Genomic DNA, 19,716 nt, shown 5'->3' on the forward strand with positions numbered 1-19,716 from the left:
ATGGGCCGTCTTCTTCTGGTGGGCCGTCTCGCCGTACGCGATCTGCGTCGCCGCCGCGCCGAGGCCGCCCTGCTGCTCGTGGCGATCCTGGCCGCCACCACGACGCTGACGCTCGCCCTCGTCGTGCGCGACGCGGCCGGCGACCCGTACCAGAGCACCCGCGAGGCCACCCACGGCCCCGATGTGGTCTCCATCGGCACCAGCGCCCAACAGCTGTCCGGGCTCGCCACCCAAGCGGGCGTTGCCGACCACAGTGGACCCTTCCCGGTCGCCGGGGCAAAGATCCAGGCCGGCACGCGTACGGCGGACGCGCAGGTCGTGGGCCGCGACAGCGGGCACACGACCGTCGACCAGCCCGCAACGGTCAGCGGCGACTGGGTCCGCCCGGGCGGCGCGGTCGTCGAGGCCGCCTTCGCCGCCGAGCTCGGCCTGCACGCCGGCGACCGGATCACAATGAGCGGCGAGCCTTTCGAGGTCGCGGGCATCGCGGTCACCGCCGCCATCGCGCCCTACCCCGGCGCCTCGTGCATCACCGCCGGCGGCTGCGTCAGCGGCGCCGCCCGCGGCGAGCTGCCCCAGCTGCTGCACGACCCCGGCCTGATCTGGGTCGCCCGGTCCGACCTCGACGGCATGGCGACCGGCACCTACGTGATGAACCTCCGCCTGACCGACCCGGCCCGGGCGCCCGCCTTCGCCGAGGCGCACCACGGCACCCCGTGGCAGAGCGTCCTCGCCGACGCCACCGAGGTCGCCGGCGACACCCAGATCCTGCTGATGATCGGCGCGTGGCTGCTCGGCCTGCTCGCCGTGGCCAGCCTCTCGGTGCTGGTCGGCGGGCGGATGGCCGACCAGACCCGGCGCGTCGGCCTGCTCAAGGCGGCCGGCGGCACCCCCGGCCTGGTCGCCGCCGTGCTGCTCGCCGAATACCTCCTCGTCGCCGTCGTGGCGGCCGCGGCCGGGCTGGCCCTCGGCGCGCTGACCGCGCCGCTGCTGGTCCGGCCCACCGCCGGCCTGATCGGCAGCGCGGGCACACCGGCGCTGACGCCGGCCACGGTCGTCCTGGTGACCGCCCTGGCGCTCGGCGTCGCGGTGCTGGCGACGCTCGTCCCCGCCCTGCGCGCCGCCCGGTCCAGCACCGTCGACGCCCTCGCCGACACGCCGCGCCCGCCCCGCCGGGTCGGCTGGCTGATCGCCGCCTCGGCCCGGCTGCCCGTGCCGCTGCTGCTGGCCGTACGCGTCGCCGCCCGCCGCCCGCGCCGGGTCGTGCTGGCTGTGGCCGGCGTCGCGATCACCGTGAGCGGCATCTACGTCGCGCTGATCCTCAACGCCGTGCTCGACACCCAGCCGGACCGCGCCGCCGCGCTGCGCGAGGTCCTTCTGGTGTGGACGGTCATCCTGCTCGGCCTGGCCGCGGTGAACGCGGTCGTCATCACCTGGGCGACGGTCCTCGACAACCGGCACGCGTCGGCGCTGGCCCGGGCCCTGGGCGCGACCCCGCGCGACGTGACGGCGGCGCTGTCGGCCGCGCAGGTGCTGCCGGCGCTGCTGGGCGCGGTCATCGGCGTCTTTCCCGGCGGATACCTGCTGTTCGTCGCCATCAACGCGATCACCGGCGGCAACCGCGACCTGGCCACGCTCCCGTCGCTGTGGCAACTGGCAGCGGTGGTGCTGGCGACGGTGGTCGTGGTGGCAGTGCTGACCGCGCTCCCGGCCCGGCTGGGCGGCCGCCGCCCGGTGGCGGAGGCGCTGCGCTCCTACTGATACGGGTCGGTGATCTCGCGCAGCCGCGCCAGGTGCTGCCGCAGCTGGGCCATCCGCTGCTTGCCGAGGTGCGCGGCCCACTCGGCCTCCACCTCGGCCACGATGGCCGCCGCGACCGGGACGGCGGCCGCGCCCCGGGCCGCGATGCGCACCAGGCGGGCCCGGGCGTCCTCCGGATCGGGCGCCCGCTCGACGTAGCCCGCCCGCTCCAGCTGGTCGACGAGAAAGCCGGCCGACTGCTTGGTGATCTGCGCCTGCTCGGCCAGGTCGGTCAGCCGGCTGCCACCCGGCGCGATCCGCTGGAAGACCCGCGCCTGCGCCGGCGTGAAGTCGTCGAACCCGGCCTCGGCCAGCCCCGCGAAGACCCGCTGCTCCATCGCCCGGTAGGGGATGAACAGCAGCAACCCGAGGTTCAGATCCGGCACGCCGCCTCCCTTGACAGATGGTCAGAGTGACTGACTAATTTAGTAAGAGACTCTGACGATATCAGAGGGGGTTGCGGATGGATCGCGAGGAGGGCTGGCGGGCGATCGCCGGCATGCGGCTCGCGCTGGCCGACATGCTGGAGGGGCTCGGCGAGGCCGATTGGGAGAAGCCGTCGCTCTGCGCCGGCTGGCGGGTGCGAGACGTGGCGGCGCACGTCGCGCTCACACCCCAGGCCCCGGGCGTACGCGCGATGCTCGCCGACGCCGCACGGGCCCGCGGCAGTTTCCACCGTCTCAACCACGACCTCGCCGTGCGGCACGCCGCAACCCGCGACGCCGGGCGGTTGGTTGCGGAGCTGCGCGAACACGCGGCCTCTCGCCGGTTGCCCGCTGTGACGAACTATCGCAACATCGTCCTCGACGTCCTCGTGCACAGCCAGGACATCGCGATCCCGCTCGGCCGAGACCTCGCAGCGCCGCGGGACGCCGCCGTGGCCGCCGCGACCCGCGCCTGGACGATGGGCTGGCCGTTCTGGGCCCGGCGCCGGCTGCGAGGCCTGCGCCTGGTGGCGACCGACGCCACCTGGGAGGCCGGCCGAGGCGAGGAGGTCCACGGCCCGATCGACGCGCTCGTCCTGCTGCTCACCGGCCGGACGGAGGCAGCCGGCCCGCGTCTGGCCGGTCCCGGCCTGGCTAAGCCGCGAAGTCGTCGAGGGCGGCGCTGAGGTCGTCGCCGGTCAAGGGTTTCTGCAGGTCGCTGAGGAGCCTGGCCGCCTCGGGGAGTGCCTGCTGCTGGCTGGTGAGGATCACGCTGACGTACTCGCGGTCGGGGACCAGCAGCATCGCGGCCCGATAGCCGGGCAGGCGGCCGTTCAGGTACATCTGGCCGCTCGGACCGAGTGCCCAGCCCAGGCCGTACGCCATGGGGTCCTGCTCCTGGGTCTGCCTGCTGCGAATCGCGGTCAGCACATTCCGGTCGTGGAGCAGGCCCTCGCCCAGGCTGAGCAGGTCGGGGACGCTGGACCACAGGCCACCGCTCGGCCGGCGCGCCGGCGGGTAGTCGATCGGGGGCAGCGCTTCCCTTCCGTCCCAGCCGGTGACCGCCTTCTCCGGCGTGCCGAAGCCTGTGCGGGACATGCCCCACGGCTCGAGCAGGCGCGTGGCCAAAGCTTTCTCGAAAGATGTGCCGTCGAGGGCGGAAAGTATCGCGCCGGCCAGGAAATAGTTGCCGTTGTAATAGCTCCACCGGTCGCCGGGTGCCCGCTCGCTCCCGGCCCGCACGACCAGCCGGGCCGCTTCCTCCAGGGGAAGGGGAGCCACGTTCGCAGCCGTCACCGACTCTCGCAGGCCCGTGACCTGCCCGAGCACGTGCGCGACGCTGATGTCCGCGCGCGCCTGCCAGTCGGCCGCGAGATCGGGCAGGAGCGTTTTCGCGAAAGTGTCGAGCGGAACTCCGTGGGAAAGCATGGCAAGCACGACCGCGGTCGAGGTGAAGCTCTTGCTCAGCGAGGCGATGCGAAAGCACGAAACCTCGCCGGTTCCTTTCGCGGCAACGTCGCGCGTGCCGGCGAGGGAGGTCCCCGCGACGGCGGCGGGCACGTCGCGGAGGTCGTCAAGCGCGTCCCGGAGATCCACGCCTAAGAAACTAACGCGTCCGTCTCCCCCGCCGACTCGCGCTGGGCGCGAATGTCGGCCAAGCGGCCGGTCAAGGCCGTTTCGATGCTCCCGTACGCGTCGGAGCCGAGCACCAGCCGCCGCGGCGCCGGATCCTGCTCGACGCTGGCGATCATGGCGGCCGCCATCCGGGCCGGGTCGCCGATCCCCTTGGTCGTGCGCTCGGTGAGGATCCGGCGGATCCCGGCCGCGGGCGTCGCGTCGTACGCGCCGATCCGCTCGGCCAGAACCGAGCTGCCGTAGCGAAAGTTCGTGCGCGCCCCGCCCGGCTCGACGATCGTGACGCCGATGCCGAACGGCGCCACCTCGCCGGCGAGGGCGTCCGCGAAACCTTCGATCCCCCATTTCGTGGCGTGGTAGAGCGAGCCGCCCGGCCACGCCACCTGCCCGCCGACCGAGGAGAGCTGCAGGATCCGCCCGCCGCCCTGCCGGCGCAGGTGCGGCAGCACGGCCCGGATCAGCCGGATCGAGCCGGTCAGGTTGGTGGCGATCTGGTGGGTGACCTGCTCGTCGGTGAGCTCCTCGGCCGCGCCCATCAGGCCGTACCCGGCGTTGCTGACCACCACGTCGACGCGCCCGAGCGCCGCGAAGGCGGAGTCGACCACCGCGACGATCCCGGCCGGGTCGGTGACGTCGAGGCGCGCGGCGCGGAAAGTTTCCGGCCAGCGCGCGGAAAGGTCGTCGACGCTGCCGGCCGCCCGGAAGGTTCCGACGACAGTGTCGCCACGGGTGAGGAGCTGTTCGCTGAGGTGCCGTCCGAAGCCGCTGTTCGCGCCGGTGATGAGCCAAGATGTCATGCCGGAAGCGTGCGCCCGACCCCGCCGGCCAGCCATTCCCCCGCTGAGAGGGGTGCCGCCAGGGCTACCTCCTATCGTCGGGGGCGTGAACCTCATCGGCGAATACCTGCGGGCCCGGCGCGAGCTGATCCGGCCCGGGGACGTGGGCCTGCCCGACAACGGCCACCGGCGGGTGCCCGGCCTGCGGCGGGACGAGCTGGCCATGCTCGCCGGGATCAGCACCGAGTACTACACCCGGCTCGAACAGGGCCGGGACCGCCGCCCGTCGGCCCAGGTGCTCGACGCCCTCGCCCGCGCGCTCGGCCTCGACGAGGACGCCACCGCTCACCTGCACGCGCTCGGCGCCCCCGAGGCGCCGCGACGCCGGCGTCCCGAGCGGATCCGGCCGGGACTGCAAGATCTGCTCGACGCGTGGCACACCACCCCCGCGTACGTGCAGGGCCCGTTCCAGGACGTCCTGGCCGCCAACCGGCTGGCGGTGGCCGTGTCGCCGATCTTCACGCCCGGCACCAACATCCTCCGCTCGGTGCTGCTGGATCCGGGCGTGCAGGAGCTCGTGCCGGGCTGGCGGGACCGGGTGGGCGACCTCGTCGCCGCCCTGCGCCTGACGGCCGGCCCGGACGTCGACGACCCCCGCCTGACCGACCTGGTCGGCGAGCTGTCGGCGCGAAGCGACCTGTTCCGCCGCCTGTGGTCGCGCCACGACGCGAAACCGCACCCCGGCGGCGGCCGGCACCACCTGCGCCATCCGCTGGTGGGCGATCTGGAGTTGTCCTACGAGAAGTTCGCGGTCACCGAGGCCGACGGGCAGCTGCTGGTCGTCTACCACGCCGCGCCCGGCTCCCCGACCGCCGACGCCCTGACCCTGCTGGGATCGCTGCCCGCGGCGGAAGCTCCGGTCAGTAAAGTGCGGGCATGACCGACTTGAGGAAGCAGATCCAGGCCGAGCTCGGCGTCAAGGCGAGCATCGATCCCGCGACGGAGATCCGCGAGCGGGTCGGCTTCCTCAAGGACTACCTGCGGTCGACGCCGGCCGAGGGCTATGTGCTCGGCATCAGCGGCGGCCAGGACAGCAGCCTCGCGGGCCGCCTGTGCCAGCTGGCCGTCGAGGAGCTGCGGGCCGAGGGCGGGGCCGCGAGCTTCGTCGCCGTGCGGCTGCCGTACGGCGTGCAGGCCGACGAGCACGACGCCCGGATCGCCCTCGACTTCATCCGTCCCGACCGCACGGTCACGGTGAACGTCAAGCCCTCCGCCGACGCGGTGTCCGCCGAGGCCGCGCTGGGCCTCGGCGAGCCCCAGCTGCGCGACTTCGTCCGCGGCAACATCAAGGCCCGCGAGCGCATGGTGATCTGGTACGCGATCGCCGGCCAGCTGAACCTGCTGGTGGTCGGCACCGACCACGCCGCCGAGGCGGTGACCGGCTTCTTCACCAAGTACGGCGACGGCGGCGCCGACATCACCCCGCTGACCGGCCTCACCAAGCGCCAGGGCGCGGCTCTGCTGCGCGAGCTGGGCGCCCCGGCGAGCGTCTGGGAGAAGGTGCCGACCGCCGACCTCGAGGACGACCGCCCGGCCCTGCCCGACGAGGTCGCCCTCGGCCTGACCTACCACCAGATCGACGGGTACCTCGAGGGCGCCGAGGTCAGCCCCGAGGTCGCCGAGCGGGTCGAGTCGGTCTTCCGCTCGACCCGGCACAAGCGCGCCGTGCCGGTGACCCCGCTCGACGACTGGTGGCGCTGACCACGCCCCCACGGCACGCGCCGGCCGGTGGCACTCCCTAGGATGGGGACATGACCGATGAGACCACGGCCGACCAGCTGCGTCAGGAACTCAAGGATGTCGACGCGGAGCTCGCCGAGCTGCGCCGGGTCGTCGGCGACGCGCAGGCGCGACGCGGGCAGGACACCGACACCTCCGAGGGCTACGTCGAGCCGGAGGAGATCGCCACCGCGCTGACCGGCATCAGCGAGACCGAGGCCGTCATCGACGTGCTGGAGCAGCGCCGCGAGCGTATCGAGGCGCGGCTCACCGCCCTGGGCTGAGACCGGCACCCGGGGCCGGCGTGGCGACCTATACGACGTACGCGGTGGCGGTCTGGGACGGCGATCGTCCCGGCGACGACGTCGCCGCCCGCGCGATGTTCGACACGCTGTATTCGCAGTACGTCAACCGCCCCTACGGCGAGGCGCCGGCGCCGCCGACCCCGCGGATCGACGTCTACCGGCAGATCCTGCTGGCCCGCTATCCGCAGGACGCGCCCGACTGCCCCTGGTCGACCCGCCTGGCCAACGAGGTGACCGGCCCGCTGATGTACTTCGTGATCAAGATCGAGCAGTACGTCAAGGTCTCCTACTTCGTGGCGAAGGTCGCCGCCGATCAGGGCCTGGTCTGCTTCGACCTGCAGTGGGGCAAGCTGCGCCCGTAGGCGTCTGGTAGGAAGTCCATCATGGACCTGACGCCGGTGATGGTGACGACGCTCGGCGGCGCGCTCTCGGCCACGCTCGGCGTGCTCGTCGGCGGCGCGGTCACCCGGCGCGTCCAGGAGCGGCACTGGCTGCGCGACCGGCAGCTGCTGGCCTACCAGGAGCTGTTCGCGCAGTACTCGCGCTTCATGATGGCCCTGCGGCGCGCCCATCTCGACCGCCGTGGCGTCGACGTCGACTGGGCCTCCTGGAGCGCCGCCCTCACCGCCGCCAGCCTGGTCGCGCCCCTGGAGGTGGCCCAGGCCCTCGACCAGTTCGCCAAGGCCGTCGCGGTCTTCCTCGGCCGGGTGGCGACGCGCGACCCGGCCACGAACCCGGTCGACGAGAAGGGCCTCACCGAGGCGTCCCGCCCGGCCGCCGAGGCACATCTCGCCCTGCTCAACACGATCCGCCGGTCGCTCGGCCGTACGCTCGGGGACATGCCGTTCTTCCTGGGCGGCACGCTGGGCGACCAACCGGAGGGGTTCGCCGATCAGGGAAAGACCGTGGCGTAACGCTCGAAGTCCTCGCTGTGCCGGGGAATGACGCACAGCAGGTGGCCGCCGGGAGCCCGCAGGATGCGGCACTCCAGCCACTGCCCGATCTGCACCGCCCCCAGCCCGATCAGCCGCGCGGTCTCGGCGTCGAGGTCGTCGGTCTCGAAATCCACGTGGTAGCGCGCCTGATCGTCGACGGCCTGCAGCGCCAGGGTCAGGCCGGGGAGCGCGCCCGGCAGCGAGGTGAACTGCTCCTCGTCGGGAACGGGCTGGGCCGGCACGCCCAGCGCCGCCGACCAGAAGGCCGCGGCTTCCCCGGCGGCGGCGGACGGGACATCGATGAGCACGGTGGACAAACGGCTGCGATGCACGCACGAATCATACTTTCGGCCAGCCAGCGACGCCTTTTGTCCAGACATGGGCGTTTTGCCCAAGTAAATGCTCGGGCAAATCGGGCGAAACGCTAACGTCTGACCTATCGAGAGCGGGATCCCCCAACGCTCGAAATTTCCTGACACAGGAGGTCAGAGATATGAGCACTGTCAAGCGGATGATCGCGGCGGTCGCCCTGGCCGGCGCGGCCGGTTCGGTGGCCGCGCTGGCCGCGGCCGGCCCGGCGTCCGCCGCCATGCCGCGCGGCCCGCAGCCGGTCAGCAACCGGCTCACCGCGGTCAAGGCGAACACGGCCAGCTGGGTGAACATCTACTGGCGCACCGACCGGCCGGTCTGCGACGCGAAGGTGGCCGTCGACGGCGGCCGCCAGGTGAAGGTCTCGTACCCGGGCCTGCGCCGCACGACCACCTTCACCTCGGGCGACAACCTGCGCCCGGGCCGCACCGCCGCGACGCCGATCCGGGTCAGCCCGGTCGCCCGCCGCAGCGGCGTGGTGGTGCTGCGCGCGTCGATGTCCTACACGGACTGCGGCCGGCACGCCCGTACCCAGTGGACCCGGGTCGACCTGGCCCTGCCGGTGATCCGGCAGATCGGTGGCTTCCCGGGCAACCACCGCCCGGGCCACCACTGAGATAGCGGGAAGGCCGGGCGCGTGCGCCCGGCCTTTCTCATGGCCTCAGCAGCGGCGGATGCAGCAGCGCCGCCGATCCGCGGCGATACAGCTGTGCCGGCCGCCCCCGGTCCCGGATCGCCGTTTCCCCCGTCGGCTCCACGAACCCCTCCGCCCCGGTCACCTTGCGATGGAAGTTCCGCGGGTCGAGCCGGGTGCGCCACACCGTCTCGTACACGGCCCGCAGCTCGGCGATGGTGAACTCGGGCGGGCAGAACGCCGTCGCCAGCGGCGTGTACTCGAGCTTGGCCGAGGCCCGCTCCAGAGCGTCGGCCAGGATCCGCGCGTGGTCGAAAGCCAGCGCCGGCCCCGACGACACCGGCAGCCACGAGGCGACCGCCGCGTCGCTGCCGGCCACCGGCAACGGCTGATCCGGCAGCAGCGCGAGATAGGCCACCGTGATGACCCGCCCGCGCGGATCCCGCCCCGGCGTCCCGTAGGTCGCGAGCTGCTCGAAATGCTCGGGACGCAGGCCGGCCTCCTCGTGCAGCTCCCGCGCGGCGGCGGCATCGAGATCCTCGTCGGGCAGGACGAACCCGCCCGGCAGCGCCCAGGCGCCCTCGAACGGCGGGATCCCCCGCCGGATCAGCAGCACATTCAGCTCCGACGACCGGATCGTGAGCAGCACCAGGTCCACCGTGACCGCCACCGTGTTTAGCGTCATGTTGACGATAATAGCGGACTCCTTTATCGTCAGTGTGACGACAAAGAAGGAGCCGAGACATGGCTGACGTGACACGACGACTGCACCTGCGGCACCTGCGCGGCGCCCCGACGAGCTGGGTGAGCCACACGGCCGGCGGAAAGGTCAGGGCGCAGGGAACCGGGCTCTCGTTCTGGTACCGGCCGCTGACCGCGGTCCTCTCCGAGGTGCCGGTCGACGACCGCGAGCTGCCGCTGCTGTTCCACGCCCGCACCGAGGACTTCGCCGACGTCACCGTGCAGGCCACCGTCACGTACCGGTTCAGCGACCCGGCCGCCGCCGCGAGCCGCCTCGACTTCTCCATCGACCCGTACCGGGGACGCTGGCGCGGTCAGCCCCTCGACCAGGTGGCCACGCTGCTCGCCGAGCTGGCCCAGCAGCCGGCGCTCGACGTGCTGGCCCGGGTGCCGCTGGCGGAGGCGCTGACCACCGGGATCGCGCCGGTGCGGCAGGCGGTCGCCGACGTGCTGGCCGGCGACCCGCGGCTGACCGAGACCGGCGTGACCGTGGTGAGCGCGCGGGTGGTGGCGATCCGCCCCGAGCCCGAGCTCGAGCGGGCGCTGCAGACGCCGACCCGCGAGCAGGTGCAGCAGGACGCCGACCGGGCCACCTACGCCCGGCGCGCCAACGCCGTGCAGCAGGAGCGGGCGATCGCCGAGAACGAGCTGCAGAGCAAGATCGAGCTGGCCCGGCGCGAACAGCAGCTGGTCGAGCAGCGCGGGGCGAACACCCGCCGGGAGGCCGAGCTGGACGCCGAGTCCCAGCTGGTGGCGACCCGCGGCGAGGCCGAGCGCCAAGCGGTGGCGGCAACGGCAGAGGCAGAGGCGGCACGCGTACGGGATGACGCGCGCGCCGCCGGAGCTCGCGCCGTGGGCCTGGCCGAGGCGGAAGCCGAGGCCGCGCGCCTGGCCGCCTACCGCGACCTGCCGCCGGCCGTCCTGCAGTCGCTGGCGCTCAAGGAGCTGGCCGCCCACGTGCCCGCGATCGGCGAGCTGACGGTCACCCCCGACCTGCTCGGCAAGCTGATCGGGCGGCTCGGATGAGCACCCTCAATCCGCGCGTGGTGGTCGTGTCGCGGCGCAGCGAGCTCGACGAGCTGCTCGCCCGGCACGGCACTCGGGGCGCCGCCGCCTACTTCCTGCGGCAGCGCGGCCGCGACCTCGACGAGGTGACCGCCCGGCACGAGGCGTTGCGGCGAGCCCTGACCGAGGTGGGCGCCGCGGTGCCGGCCGACTGGCGGCGCGGCCACGTCGAGCGGGCCGACCTGCCGCGGTTCCTCTTCGGCCCCGAGGACATCGTCGTCGCGGTCGGCCAGGACGGCCTGGTGGCGAACGTGGCGAAGTACGCCGACGGCCGGCCGGTGATCGGCGTCGACCCCGAGCCCGGCCGCAACGCCGGGGTGCTGGTGCGGCACCGCGCCACCGAGGTCGCCGAGCTGCTGCGCAAGCCGGCCGGGCAGGAGCGGACGATGGTGGTGGCCCGGCTCGACGACGGCCAGGAGCTGTACGGCCTCAACGAGGTCTACGTCGGGCACGCGAGCCACCAGTCCGCCCGCTACCTGCTCACCACCGCGGACGGCCGCCGCGAACGGCAGTCCTCGTCCGGCCTGATCGTGGGCACCGGCACCGGCGCCACCGGCTGGTGCTCCTCCATCGCCCACGAGCGCGCCACGCCCCCGGCCATGCCGGCCCCCGATGAGCGGGCGCTCTGCTGGTTCGTACGGGAAGCTTGGCCGTCACCCACCACCGGCGTGCAGCAAGCCGCCGGTCTTTTGAAAGCTGGCGAGGAAGTGGAGCTGACCAGCGAGTCGGAGCGGCTCGTCGTGTTCGCCGACGGGCTCGAGTCGGACGCGCTCGAGCTGTCCTGGGGTCAGAAGGTGCGCGTCGGCGTCGCGGACCGCAGGCTGAGCCTGGTCTGACGACCGCTGATCATGGGTGGCGAACCCGGTATAAGGTGATCGCCGATGTCCGCTCCCCTGTCGCTGCCGCCCCCGCCCCCGCGCGCCCCCGAGTTCGGCGCCGAGGCGCTGATCGCCTGCGAGAGCCTGGTGCGCATCTACCAGTCCGGGCCCGTCGAGGTGCAGGCCCTGCAGGGTCTCGACCTGCTCGTGGAGGCCGGCGAGATGGTCGCCGTGGTCGGCGCCTCCGGGTCGGGCAAGTCGACGCTGCTGTCGATCCTCGCCGGGATCGACGCGCCGACCGCCGGCCGGGCCCGCGTCGACCGGTGGAACCTGCTGTCGATGTCGCGCGCCGACCGGGTGCGCTACCGGCGGCACACGGTCGGCTTCGTCCGGCAGCAGACCGCGAGCAACCTGGTGCCGTACCTGACCGCGAAGCAGATGGTCGACCTGCCGATGGCCGCGGCCCGGGTCCCGGCCCGGACCCGCCAGAAGCGCAGCCTCGAGCTGCTGGGCGCTCTCGGCGTCGGCGAGCTGGCCGACCGGCGGCCCGGGCAGCTCTCCGGCGGTCAGCAGATGCGGGTCGCCATCGCGGTGTCGCTCGCCAACGAGCCGCGCGTGCTGCTCGCCGACGAGCCGACCGGCGAGCTCGACACCGCCACCTCGGCCGAGGTGTTCGGCGCGCTGCGCGACGTCAATCGCGACCTGGGGGTCACCATCGTCGTCGTCACCCACGACCCCGCGGTCAGCGGCCAGGTCGAGCGGACCGTGGCCATCCGCGACGGCCGCACCAGCAGCGAGGTGCTGCGCCGCACCGCCACCGCCGACGACGGCGGCGAGCACGTCATCGCCGAGGAGTACGCGGTGATGGACCGGGCCGGCCGCGTGCAGATCCCGGCCGACTACCGCGAGGCCCTCGCCCTCACCCGCCGGGTGCGGCTGGCGCTGGAGCCCGACCACGTCACGATCCGGCCAGATGCATGACCGCCTGCACCGAGCGGCACCCAGCCGCACCTTGCAACGGCCTCGCAGGCGAGGGCCAGAAGGGCATGCAGAAGGTGGGCAGGGCATGACGGCATCTTTGCTCACGGTCCAGGGCGTGCACCGCACCTTCGGATCGGGACCCGCCGCCGTGCACGCGCTCGACGACATCTCGTTCGAGGTCGAGCCGGGCACCATGGTCGCGCTCGTCGGCCGCTCCGGCTCCGGCAAGACCACCCTGCTCAACGTCATCGGCGGCCTCGACCGCCCGGACGCCGGCTCGGTCACCGTGGACGGGGTCGACGTCACCGGCCTCGACGAGGACGGGCTGTCCCGGCTGCGGCGCGAGAAGGTCTCGTACGTCTTCCAGACCTTCGGGCTGATCCCGGTGCTCTCCGCCGCCGAGAACGTGGGCGTGCCGCTGCGCCTCGCCCGCGCCGAGGCCGGCGAGCGCGAGCGCCGCGTCGAGCTTCTCCTCGAGCTGGTCGGGCTGGCCGGCCACGCCAAGCAGCGGCCCGGCGAGCTCTCCGGCGGCCAGCAGCAGCGGGTCGCGATCGCCCGCGCCCTCGCCGCCTCGCCCCGGCTGCTCATCGCCGACGAGCCCACCGGCCAGCTCGACGCCGAGACCGGCCTGGCGGTGATGGCGCTGCTGCGCGGCGTCGTCGAGTCCGAGGGCGTCACCGCGCTCGTCTCCACCCACGATCCGGTGATGATGGCGCTCGCCGACCGGGTCATCCAGATCGCCGACGGACACCTCCTCCCGTGATCGCGCTGCTCGCCCGGCGCGCCCGCGCGCAGTGGCCGCTGCTGGCCTCGCTGCTCGCCGTGCTCACCGTCGGCGCCACGCTGCTCGGGGCGTGCGCGCTGCTGGTGACCCGCACCTCCGAGCGGGCCGTGGAGGTCGCCGCGACCCGGGCCGACCCGGACGACGTCGCGGTCACCGCGTACACGGTCACCATCGCCCCCGGGGACGCGCGCTCGGTCGCCGCCGACACCCAGGGCCTGCTCACTTCGGCGATCGCGCCGTTCTCGGCGACCACCACCACCCGCGCCTCGTCGGTGATGCGCGCGCTGCCGGGCGACCGCGAGGCGTACCTGTCGGGGGTCGAGGGGCTCGCCTCGCGCGCCACCCTCGTCGCCGGGCGGTGGCCGCGGGCCGCCGCCGACGCCGCCGCGAACGGCCGGCCGCTGGAGGCCGCGCTCTTCGATAACACCGCCCGGCTGCTCGGCGTGAAGGTCGGCAGCCGGGTGCGGCTCGGCGCGGAGATGACCCGCGACCCGGCGCCGCCGGTCGACGTGACCGTGGTCGGGCTGGTGCACCCGCTGCCGGACGCGGGCTGGGACCGCGATCCGCTCTCCGGCGAGGGCTTCGACCCCACGCCCACCGACAGCGCGTTCGGGCGCCAGGTGCAGGCGTACGGGCCGTTCCTGGTCGACCTGGCCGACCTGCTGGCCAGCGGCTCGGCGCTGGACCGGCTCGAAGTCACCGCCCGGCCCGACCTCTCCGCGCCCCGCGCCCGCGACCTCGACAGGCTGGCTGCCGCGCTGCTCGGCGCCGACCGCAAGCTGGCGGCGACGCTCGGCGACCGCGTCCGCATCGAGCGCGTCACCTCCCCGCTCCCCGCCACCCTGCTCGGCGCCCGTTCGCAGCAGCAGCTCACGGCGGGCGCGGTCCTCGCGCTCGCGCTCATCGGCCTGGTGCTCACCGCGATCGCGCTCGCCCTCGCCGGCCGGCTCGCCACCGGCGTGCGGGCCGAGGAGAGCGACCTGCTCACCGCGCTCGGCACCAGCCGCGGCCAGTTCGCCGCCGCCGCGACCGCCGAGGCCCTCGCGCTGGCCCTGCTGGCCGCCGCGCTGTCGATCCCGGCCTCCTCGGTGCTGCACTCGGCGCTGACCCACCTGCCGCCGCTCTCCGGCGCCGGGCTCTCCGCCCGCCCGGCCGTGACCCCCACGCAGCTCGTCACCGTCGCGTGCGGGGTGCTGGCGCTCGCTCTGCTGCTCGTCTCGCTCGCCGTCTGGCCCACGATTCCCTCGGGCGACCGGCGCCGCCGCCGTGAGCTGCTCGCCCGGTCCGGCGCCGACGTGCTGCTCGTGGCGCTGGCCGGGATCGGCTGGTGGCAGCTGAGCACGCAGCCCGCGGCCTCGGGCACCCGCGCCGACGCCGTACGCGTGCTCGCCCCCGCCCTGCTCCTCACCGCCGGGACCGCCCTCGCCCTGCGGCTCGTGCCGCCCGCGCTCGGCTGGGCCGAGCGGCTCGCCGCCCGGCGGCGGGACCTGGTGCTGCCGCTCGCCGCGTTCCAGGCCGCCCGCCGGCCGCAGGCCATCGCCGCCGGGCTGCTGATCGGCCTCGGCTGCGCGGCCGCTACCTTCGGGACCGCGTTCGGCGCCACCTGGACCGCCTCCCAGCACGACCAGGCCGATCTCGCCGTCGGCACCGACCTCGCGATCGAGCTCGGCGCGCCGCCGGTGACCGGGCAGAGCGGCGCCGTCGCGACGGCGGCCGGCGGCGTGGTGAGCCCGGTCGCCCAGCACAGCATCGCGGTCGGCCAGTGGCTCGGCGGCCCGGACGCGTCGCCCCAGCTGGTCGCGGTCGACACCCGGCAGGCGACCGGCCTGCTGCGCGGGCGCGCCGGCGGCGACCGCACCTGGGCGGAGGTGGCGAAGCCGCTCACCCCGGCGGCCCCGGTGGCGGGCCTCGCGCTGCCCCAGGGCGCCACTCCGGTGGTCGCCGGCCGGGCGACCGGCAAGGCCTCGCTGGCGGTGACGCCCTGGTTGCTCCTCGAGGACGAGACCGGGCTGCGCACCTCCTGCTCGGGCCCGGCGCTACAGCTCGACGGCCGCCCGCATCAGGTGCCGGGCTGCGTGCCGATCCGGGGCCTGCGGCTGGTCGCGGTGGCCATGCCGATCAGCGGCGCCCCCTTCGACTGGAACGCGGTCAGCGCCTTCGACATCACGATGACGCTGCCCGGGTCGACCGGCAGCGGGCCACAGTGGACCGCGCGGCCCGCCCTGCCCGAGTCGCAGCAGCTCACCGGCGCCAAGGTCGACATCGGTGGCGACCGGATGCGGATGACCGGCACCGTGCAGTTCGCCGACCCGACCGACGCGAGCCGGACGCTGGTCGCCACCGCGTTCGGCGAGCCCGGGCCGGTGCCGATCGCGGTCTCGGCCAATTTCGCCCGCGACGTCGGCGCGAAGGTCGGCGCCAAGCTCAGCCTCACGTACGGCGTCACGCCGGTCGACACGGTGGTGACCGAGGTCGTGCCGACGGTGCCGTCCGCGCCCGGCGCCCCCGCGGCCCTCGCCGACGTCGACGCGCTCTCCCGCGCCCTGATCGTCCGCGGCGACCTCGACTCCCCGGTCAGCGCCTGGTGGGTCGGCAACCCGCGCGCCGACGCCCAGCAACGCCTCGACGCCCAGCACCTCGGCGTGATCACCACCCGGGCCGGCGAGACCGAGCGGCTCACCGGCAGCCCGCTGCGGGCCTCGCTGCCGGCGGTGCTGCGGGTGCTGGTCGCCGCGGCGGTCCTGCTGCTGCTCGGCGGGGTGATCCTGCACGTGACCTGCGACGTGCAGATCCGAGCGCTCGAGGTGGCGCGGCTGCGCGGGCTCGGCATGTCCCGCCGCGACATCCAGCGGGCGCTGCTCGGCGAGCACGCCGCGGTGCTGCTGCCTCTGCTCGCCGCGGGGGCGGCGGTCGGGGCGCTGGCGACCTGGGTGGTGGCGCCGCTGATGATCCGCTCGGACACCGGGGCGGCGCCGGTGCCGGCGGCCCTGGCGCACTGGCCGTGGCTCGCCGAGACGCTGCTGCTCACGCTGCTCGTGGCGGGGACCGCGCTGGCCGTGGCCGCCGTGGTCACGGTCCAGGCCCGCCGGGCCGACGCCGCGCATCTGCGGGTGGCGTCATGAGATACCTGCCGGTGTTGCATTGGCCCAGCGTCCGCGGGCGGGCGCGGGCCGACGCCGGGCCGCTGCTGCTGGTCGCGATCGTGGTGGCGGCGATCAGCCTGCTCGCCGCCGTGGTGCCGCCGCTGCTGCGGGCCACCGCCGACGACGCGGCCCGGGACGCCATCCGGGAGGCGCCCGACGAGTCGGCCGTGCGGGTCGATGCCCGGTGGGAGGACGACTACGGGCCCATGGGCGGACGCGTACGCGATGCCCGCCTCGCCGAGGACATGGAGGACCTGCGCTCCCGGGCCGTGTCCGAGCTCGACCCGGGCCTGCGCGCCGCGCTGCGTCCGCCGGTCACCACCGTCACCAGCCTCTCCCTGCTGGTCACCGACGGCAGCGTGCAGCGGCACTTCCTGCTCGCCTACCTGCGCAGCGGCGACGACGGCCCGGCGGTGACCTGGGTCGCCGGCGGCGCGCCGAAGGGCACCGTCGAGGGCAACAAGGAGATCCAGTTCACCGGCACGCCGTGGGAGGTGCAGGTCGGGCTCTCCGAGGCCGAGGCGGCCGCGCTCAAGCTGCGCCCCGGCGACCACGTCCCCCTGCAGGACGAGCAGCGCAACAAGTACAACGTGAAGGTCAGCGGCATCTTCAAGCCGGTCGACACCGCCGATCCCGCCTGGCAGCGCACGCCGTGGGTGCTGCGGCCCACGCTCGGGCTCGACGGCGCCGGCACCACCCGGCTCGGCGGCCTGCTCTCGGACGACTCGCTGCCCGATGCCCGGCTCGCCACCCTGCAGGACCAGCTGCGGCGCACGATCTGGTTCTCGGCCGAGCCCGACCGCCTGACCTGGGAGTCCGCGCAGCGGCTCGCCGCGACCGTCGCCACGCTGAAGGCCGAGTCGGCGTCGTCGGCCGAGCGCGACGACTCGCTCAAGTGGCAGACCCAGCTCGACCTGGTGCTGCGCAAGGTGCACGAGCAGGTCGACGCGGCCACCGCGCAGGCGTCGGTGCTGCTCATCGCCGTGCTGGCCGGCGGCGTGCTGGTGCTGTTGCTCGCGGCCGACCTGCTGACGCGGCGGCGGGCGGTGGCGCTGACGACGGCGCGGCAGCGCGGGGCGTCGCTGCCCGGGCTGGCGTCCGAGCTGCTGATCGAGTCGGTGGCGGTGACCGTGCCGGCCGCGGCGATCGGGGTGCTGCTCGCCCTGGCCATCGCCGGCGACGCGGCGATCACGTGGGTCTGGCCGGTCGCGGCGTGCGCGATCCTGGCCGGGCCGGGCTTCGGGACCGTCGCGGCCGCACGGGCCACGCGCGATCGGCGTACGCCCGCCAACCGGGCCGCCCGCCGCTGGCAGCAACGCACCGCCCAGTTGCGGCGGGCGGCGCTCGACGTCGCCATCGTCCTCGCCGCCGCCGGCGCGGTCGTGTCCCTGCGGCAGCGCGGCGTCGGCGACTCGGCGCTGCCCGCCGCCGCTCCCGCCCTCGGGGTCATCGCCGGCACGCTCCTGCTGCTGCGGCTGATGCCGGCCGGCACCGGGCTGGCGCTGCGGCAGGCGTTGCGGTCGCGACGGCCGCTCGCGGTGTTCGGCGCCGCGCAGGCCGCGTCCACGGCCGGCCGGGTGCTGCCGCTGCTGGTGCTGACGACCACCACGGCGCTCGCGTCCTTCGCGGTCACGCTCTCGGCGACCATCTCGCACGGGCTCGAGGACGGGGCCTGGCACACGGTCGGCGCGGACGCGCGGCTCGACGTCTCGCCCGACGCCGCCGGGGCCACCTCGGATCTCGCGGCGAGGATCGCCGCGTCGCCGGGGGTCACGGCCGCCGTCGCCGGCGAGGTCATTTCCGGCGTACGGGTCGTCACGAGCGACACCTCGGTCACGCCCAGCCTGGTGATCGTCGACGCGGCGGCGTTCCGGAAGATGCTGGCGTCGACGCCGCTCGGGGACGTGCCGTCGCTGGATCGGCTGGCGTCCGGCGGGGCGCTGGTCCGGACGACCGACGGCAGCCTGCGGCCGGGACAGTCGCTGCGGATCTACGTGGGCGACGACGCCGGCACCTACGGGGTCAGCGGCTACGGGGCCGACGACCCCGACGAGGCCGTCGAGGTGACCGCGGTCGGCGCCGCCCCCGAGATCGACAACCTGGGCGACGTCGTGGTGGTGGACAAGTCGGCGCTGCCGAGCGAGCCCGACACGATCTGGGCCACCGGGCCCGGCGCGGCCCGCGCGGTGGAAGCGGTGGCCACGAGCGGACATCCGGTGGTGCGGGCCGACGTGCTGGCGGCGCGGAGGTCGTCGGCGCTGACCGCCGGGCTGGTGACGCTCGACCTGGCCACGGCGGCAACGCTGCTGGCGCTCGGACTGCTGGGCTTCGCGCTCGGCGCGGCGGCCACCGCGCCCGAACGGTGGCGCACGTTGGCGCGGCTACGCACGCTGGGGTTGCGCCCGCGCGACACGCAGCGGGTGGCGGCCGGGGAACTGCTGCCGCCGGTGCTGGTTGCGGCGATCTTCGGGCCGCTGCTCGGGGTGCTGCTGGTGTGGCTCAGCTTCGGGCCGCTCTCGCTCAGCCTGATCACCGGGCAGTCGGCCGCGCCGCTCACGGTCGTGCCGTGGTGGCTGCTCGGGGCGCTGGCGGTCGTGCTGCTGCTGGCGCTGGTCGTCATGGTGCCGGCCGAGGCGGCGGTGCGGCGCCGCCGGGGCCTGGCCGAGGTGCTGCGCACCGGGGGTTAGCGCTGCGCCTCGTAATGCTCCTTCATCGAGGGGTAGTAGTCGTCGAAGACCGGCATCGGCAGGCCGTCGCGGGAAGCCACGAGCGCGTCGAGGTAGAACTCCCAGCCCGGTCCGACCTCGCCGACGCCGTCCTTGGTCGTCAGATGCTGGGTGAACCGCAGCTCGGTCACGCCGGCGTCCTCGGACAGGGTCAGGTCGAGTCGCCAGCGGTCGTTCTCCTCGCCGGCCGAGAGTGCCAGCCGGCGCGGCGGCTCGCACGCGTCGATGGTCATGTCCATCCAGGGCTTGCCCTCCTCCTGCACCATCTGGACCTTGACGATGTGCCCCGGCGCGGCGTCGCCCTCCCAGCCGCCGAACCAGCGGGCGGTGCGCTCCGGCTCGGTGAGGCTCGCCCAGACGTCGGCGATGGGGGCGCGGAACGTGCGGGTCAGCACGAGGTCGTCGCCGAAGAGTCGGCCGGTCGGTGACGGGCTCATGCGGTCTCCTCCTGGGAATCGTTACGCCCGGCGGCGGTGCGCCGCTCGCGGCGGGTGCGGTAGACCTCGGTCTCCAGCGCGTCGAGGTGCCGCTGCCAGCCGGACGGGCGGGTCACCCGCTCCAGCCAGCCGGAGAGCTCGTCGAGCGGCGCGGTGACCAGCTCGTAGAGGCGCCGGCGCCCGTCGGCGGTGTCGCGGACCAGGCCGGCCTCGCGCAGCACCCGCAGATGGCGGCTGACAGCGGGCCGGCTGATCGCGAACCGGCCGGCGATCTGGCCGGCCGAGAGCGGCTCGTCGCGCAGCATCAGCAGGATCTCTCGCCGCACCGGGTCGGCGATCGCGCCCGCCACCTCGTCCACGCCG

The 19,716-nt window shown here is 74.6% G+C and carries 21 protein-coding genes; 14 read left to right on the forward strand and 7 right to left on the reverse strand.

Annotated elements, in window-relative coordinates; translation table 11 throughout:
• Nucleotides 1-1,761 carry an FtsX-like permease family protein gene (locus ACQPZX_RS30385; RefSeq protein ID WP_433362474.1) on the forward strand — a complete coding sequence of 587 codons (1,761 nt, stop codon included), beginning with the start codon at nt 1-3 and terminating at the stop codon, nt 1,759-1,761.
• On the opposite strand, the gene ACQPZX_RS30390 is transcribed toward ACQPZX_RS30385, so the two are convergent.
• On the reverse strand, nt 1,755-2,186 hold the full coding sequence (locus ACQPZX_RS30390; RefSeq protein ID WP_433362477.1) for a MarR family winged helix-turn-helix transcriptional regulator: 432 nt from the start codon (nt 2,184-2,186) through the stop codon (nt 1,755-1,757). The genes ACQPZX_RS30385 and ACQPZX_RS30390 overlap by 7 nt on opposite strands.
• Nucleotides 2,187-2,263: 77 nt before the next feature.
• On the opposite strand from ACQPZX_RS30390, the gene ACQPZX_RS30395 reads away from it, so the two are divergent.
• Complete coding sequence (locus tag ACQPZX_RS30395; protein WP_433362480.1) at nt 2,264-2,911, forward strand: maleylpyruvate isomerase family mycothiol-dependent enzyme; 648 nt, start codon at nt 2,264-2,266, stop codon at nt 2,909-2,911.
• Here ACQPZX_RS30395 and ACQPZX_RS30400 read toward each other — a convergent pair.
• Both ACQPZX_RS30400 and ACQPZX_RS30405 read right to left on the reverse strand, forming a co-directional pair.
• A complete protein-coding gene (locus ACQPZX_RS30400; protein ID WP_433362483.1) occupies nt 2,880-3,821 on the reverse strand; it encodes a serine hydrolase domain-containing protein in 942 nt (313 codons plus the stop codon). The two genes, ACQPZX_RS30395 and ACQPZX_RS30400, sit on opposite strands and share 32 nt — an antisense overlap.
• 2 nt (nt 3,822-3,823) lie before the next feature.
• Nucleotides 3,824-4,657 carry an SDR family oxidoreductase gene (locus tag ACQPZX_RS30405; protein WP_433362486.1) on the reverse strand — a complete coding sequence of 278 codons (834 nt, stop codon included), beginning with the start codon at nt 4,655-4,657 and terminating at the stop codon, nt 3,824-3,826.
• A gap of 85 nt (nt 4,658-4,742) precedes the next feature.
• On the opposite strand from ACQPZX_RS30405, the gene ACQPZX_RS30410 reads away from it, so the two are divergent.
• The 5 genes from ACQPZX_RS30410 to ACQPZX_RS30430 are packed head-to-tail and all read left to right on the forward strand — an operon-like array spanning nt 4,743 to nt 7,634.
• A complete protein-coding gene (locus ACQPZX_RS30410; RefSeq protein WP_433362489.1) occupies nt 4,743-5,576 on the forward strand; it encodes a helix-turn-helix domain-containing protein in 834 nt (277 codons plus the stop codon).
• On the forward strand, nt 5,573-6,397 hold the full coding sequence (nadE, locus tag ACQPZX_RS30415; RefSeq protein ID WP_433362492.1) for an ammonia-dependent NAD(+) synthetase: 825 nt from the start codon (nt 5,573-5,575) through the stop codon (nt 6,395-6,397). The genes ACQPZX_RS30410 and nadE overlap by 4 nt, the downstream gene beginning before the upstream one ends.
• Before the next feature lie 50 nt (nt 6,398-6,447).
• Nucleotides 6,448-6,699, forward strand: coding sequence for a hypothetical protein (locus ACQPZX_RS30420; RefSeq protein ID WP_433362495.1), 252 nt, complete (start codon nt 6,448-6,450; stop codon nt 6,697-6,699).
• A 20-nt stretch (nt 6,700-6,719) separates the two neighbouring features.
• The gene (locus ACQPZX_RS30425; RefSeq protein ID WP_433362498.1) at nt 6,720-7,082 is read left to right on the forward strand and encodes a hypothetical protein; all 363 of its coding nucleotides are present in this window, start codon (nt 6,720-6,722) and stop codon (nt 7,080-7,082) included.
• Between the two features lie 21 nt (nt 7,083-7,103).
• On the forward strand, nt 7,104-7,634 hold the full coding sequence (locus ACQPZX_RS30430) for a hypothetical protein (RefSeq protein WP_433362501.1): 531 nt from the start codon (nt 7,104-7,106) through the stop codon (nt 7,632-7,634).
• Here ACQPZX_RS30430 and ACQPZX_RS30435 read toward each other — a convergent pair.
• Nucleotides 7,613-7,987, reverse strand: coding sequence for a VOC family protein (locus ACQPZX_RS30435; protein ID WP_433362504.1), 375 nt, complete (start codon nt 7,985-7,987; stop codon nt 7,613-7,615). The two genes, ACQPZX_RS30430 and ACQPZX_RS30435, sit on opposite strands and share 22 nt — an antisense overlap.
• A 161-nt stretch (nt 7,988-8,148) precedes the next feature.
• Between ACQPZX_RS30435 and ACQPZX_RS30440 the strand changes: the two genes are divergently transcribed.
• On the forward strand, nt 8,149-8,640 hold the full coding sequence (locus ACQPZX_RS30440) for a hypothetical protein (protein ID WP_433362507.1): 492 nt from the start codon (nt 8,149-8,151) through the stop codon (nt 8,638-8,640).
• A gap of 37 nt (nt 8,641-8,677) precedes the next feature.
• Here ACQPZX_RS30440 and ACQPZX_RS30445 read toward each other — a convergent pair whose 3' ends face one another.
• Nucleotides 8,678-9,343: an NUDIX hydrolase gene (locus tag ACQPZX_RS30445; protein ID WP_433362510.1), complete on the reverse strand. Its 666-nt coding sequence runs from the start codon at nt 9,341-9,343 to the stop codon at nt 8,678-8,680.
• Between the two features lie 59 nt (nt 9,344-9,402).
• Here ACQPZX_RS30445 and ACQPZX_RS30450 point away from each other — a divergent pair, with 59 nt between their 5' ends.
• The 6 genes from ACQPZX_RS30450 (at nt 9,403) to ACQPZX_RS30475 (ending at nt 18,877) form a co-directional block, all read left to right on the forward strand.
• On the forward strand, nt 9,403-10,425 hold the full coding sequence (locus ACQPZX_RS30450) for an SPFH domain-containing protein (protein ID WP_433362513.1): 1,023 nt from the start codon (nt 9,403-9,405) through the stop codon (nt 10,423-10,425).
• Nucleotides 10,422-11,300, forward strand: coding sequence for a hypothetical protein (locus tag ACQPZX_RS30455; protein WP_433362516.1), 879 nt, complete (start codon nt 10,422-10,424; stop codon nt 11,298-11,300). Before ACQPZX_RS30450 ends, ACQPZX_RS30455 begins: the two co-directional genes overlap by 4 nt.
• A 45-nt stretch (nt 11,301-11,345) precedes the next feature.
• Complete coding sequence (locus ACQPZX_RS30460) at nt 11,346-12,263, forward strand: ABC transporter ATP-binding protein (protein ID WP_433362519.1); 918 nt, start codon at nt 11,346-11,348, stop codon at nt 12,261-12,263.
• Nucleotides 12,264-12,348: 85 nt separating this feature from the next.
• The gene (locus tag ACQPZX_RS30465) at nt 12,349-13,026 is read left to right on the forward strand and encodes an ABC transporter ATP-binding protein (RefSeq protein ID WP_433362522.1); all 678 of its coding nucleotides are present in this window, start codon (nt 12,349-12,351) and stop codon (nt 13,024-13,026) included.
• Nucleotides 13,023-16,169 carry an FtsX-like permease family protein gene (locus ACQPZX_RS30470; protein ID WP_433362525.1) on the forward strand — a complete coding sequence of 1,049 codons (3,147 nt, stop codon included), beginning with the start codon at nt 13,023-13,025 and terminating at the stop codon, nt 16,167-16,169. The genes ACQPZX_RS30465 and ACQPZX_RS30470 overlap by 4 nt, the downstream gene beginning before the upstream one ends.
• A complete protein-coding gene (locus ACQPZX_RS30475; protein WP_433362527.1) occupies nt 16,166-18,877 on the forward strand; it encodes an FtsX-like permease family protein in 2,712 nt (903 codons plus the stop codon). The genes ACQPZX_RS30470 and ACQPZX_RS30475 overlap by 4 nt, the downstream gene beginning before the upstream one ends.
• On the opposite strand, the gene ACQPZX_RS30480 is transcribed toward ACQPZX_RS30475, so the two are convergent.
• Together ACQPZX_RS30480 and ACQPZX_RS30485 are read right to left on the reverse strand one after the other, a co-directional pair.
• Nucleotides 18,874-19,353: an SRPBCC family protein gene (locus ACQPZX_RS30480; RefSeq protein ID WP_433362530.1), complete on the reverse strand. Its 480-nt coding sequence runs from the start codon at nt 19,351-19,353 to the stop codon at nt 18,874-18,876. The genes ACQPZX_RS30475 and ACQPZX_RS30480 overlap by 4 nt on opposite strands.
• Nucleotides 19,350-19,712 (reverse strand): metalloregulator ArsR/SmtB family transcription factor, encoded by a 363-nt coding sequence (locus ACQPZX_RS30485; protein WP_433362533.1) that lies wholly within the window; start codon nt 19,710-19,712, stop codon nt 19,350-19,352. The genes ACQPZX_RS30480 and ACQPZX_RS30485 overlap by 4 nt, the downstream gene beginning before the upstream one ends.
• Nucleotides 19,713-19,716 lie beyond the last annotated feature (4 nt).

This window comes from Actinoplanes sp. CA-142083, from assembly GCF_050942195.1.
Lineage (GTDB): Bacteria > Actinomycetota > Actinomycetes > Mycobacteriales > Micromonosporaceae > Actinoplanes.

Coding starts and splice junctions, on each gene's coding strand:
- ACQPZX_RS30385 (WP_433362474.1), top strand. CDS start 1: ATGGGCCGTCTTCTTCTGGTGGGCCGTCTCGCCGTACGCGATCTGCGT.
- ACQPZX_RS30395 (WP_433362480.1), top strand. CDS start 2,264: ATGGATCGCGAGGAGGGCTGGCGGGCGATCGCCGGCATGCGGCTCGCG.
- ACQPZX_RS30440 (WP_433362507.1), top strand. CDS start 8,149: ATGAGCACTGTCAAGCGGATGATCGCGGCGGTCGCCCTGGCCGGCGCG.
- ACQPZX_RS30475 (WP_433362527.1), top strand. CDS start 16,166: ATGAGATACCTGCCGGTGTTGCATTGGCCCAGCGTCCGCGGGCGGGCG.
- ACQPZX_RS30405 (WP_433362486.1), bottom strand. CDS start 4,657: ATGACATCTTGGCTCATCACCGGCGCGAACAGCGGCTTCGGACGGCAC.
- ACQPZX_RS30445 (WP_433362510.1), bottom strand. CDS start 9,343: ATGACGCTAAACACGGTGGCGGTCACGGTGGACCTGGTGCTGCTCACG.
- ACQPZX_RS30465 (WP_433362522.1), top strand. CDS start 12,349: ATGACGGCATCTTTGCTCACGGTCCAGGGCGTGCACCGCACCTTCGGA.
- ACQPZX_RS30450 (WP_433362513.1), top strand. CDS start 9,403: ATGGCTGACGTGACACGACGACTGCACCTGCGGCACCTGCGCGGCGCC.
- ACQPZX_RS30460 (WP_433362519.1), top strand. CDS start 11,346: ATGTCCGCTCCCCTGTCGCTGCCGCCCCCGCCCCCGCGCGCCCCCGAG.
- ACQPZX_RS30480 (WP_433362530.1), bottom strand. CDS start 19,353: ATGAGCCCGTCACCGACCGGCCGACTCTTCGGCGACGACCTCGTGCTG.
- ACQPZX_RS30455 (WP_433362516.1), top strand. CDS start 10,422: ATGAGCACCCTCAATCCGCGCGTGGTGGTCGTGTCGCGGCGCAGCGAG.
- ACQPZX_RS30430 (WP_433362501.1), top strand. CDS start 7,104: ATGGACCTGACGCCGGTGATGGTGACGACGCTCGGCGGCGCGCTCTCG.
- nadE (WP_433362492.1), top strand. CDS start 5,573: ATGACCGACTTGAGGAAGCAGATCCAGGCCGAGCTCGGCGTCAAGGCG.
- ACQPZX_RS30420 (WP_433362495.1), top strand. CDS start 6,448: ATGACCGATGAGACCACGGCCGACCAGCTGCGTCAGGAACTCAAGGAT.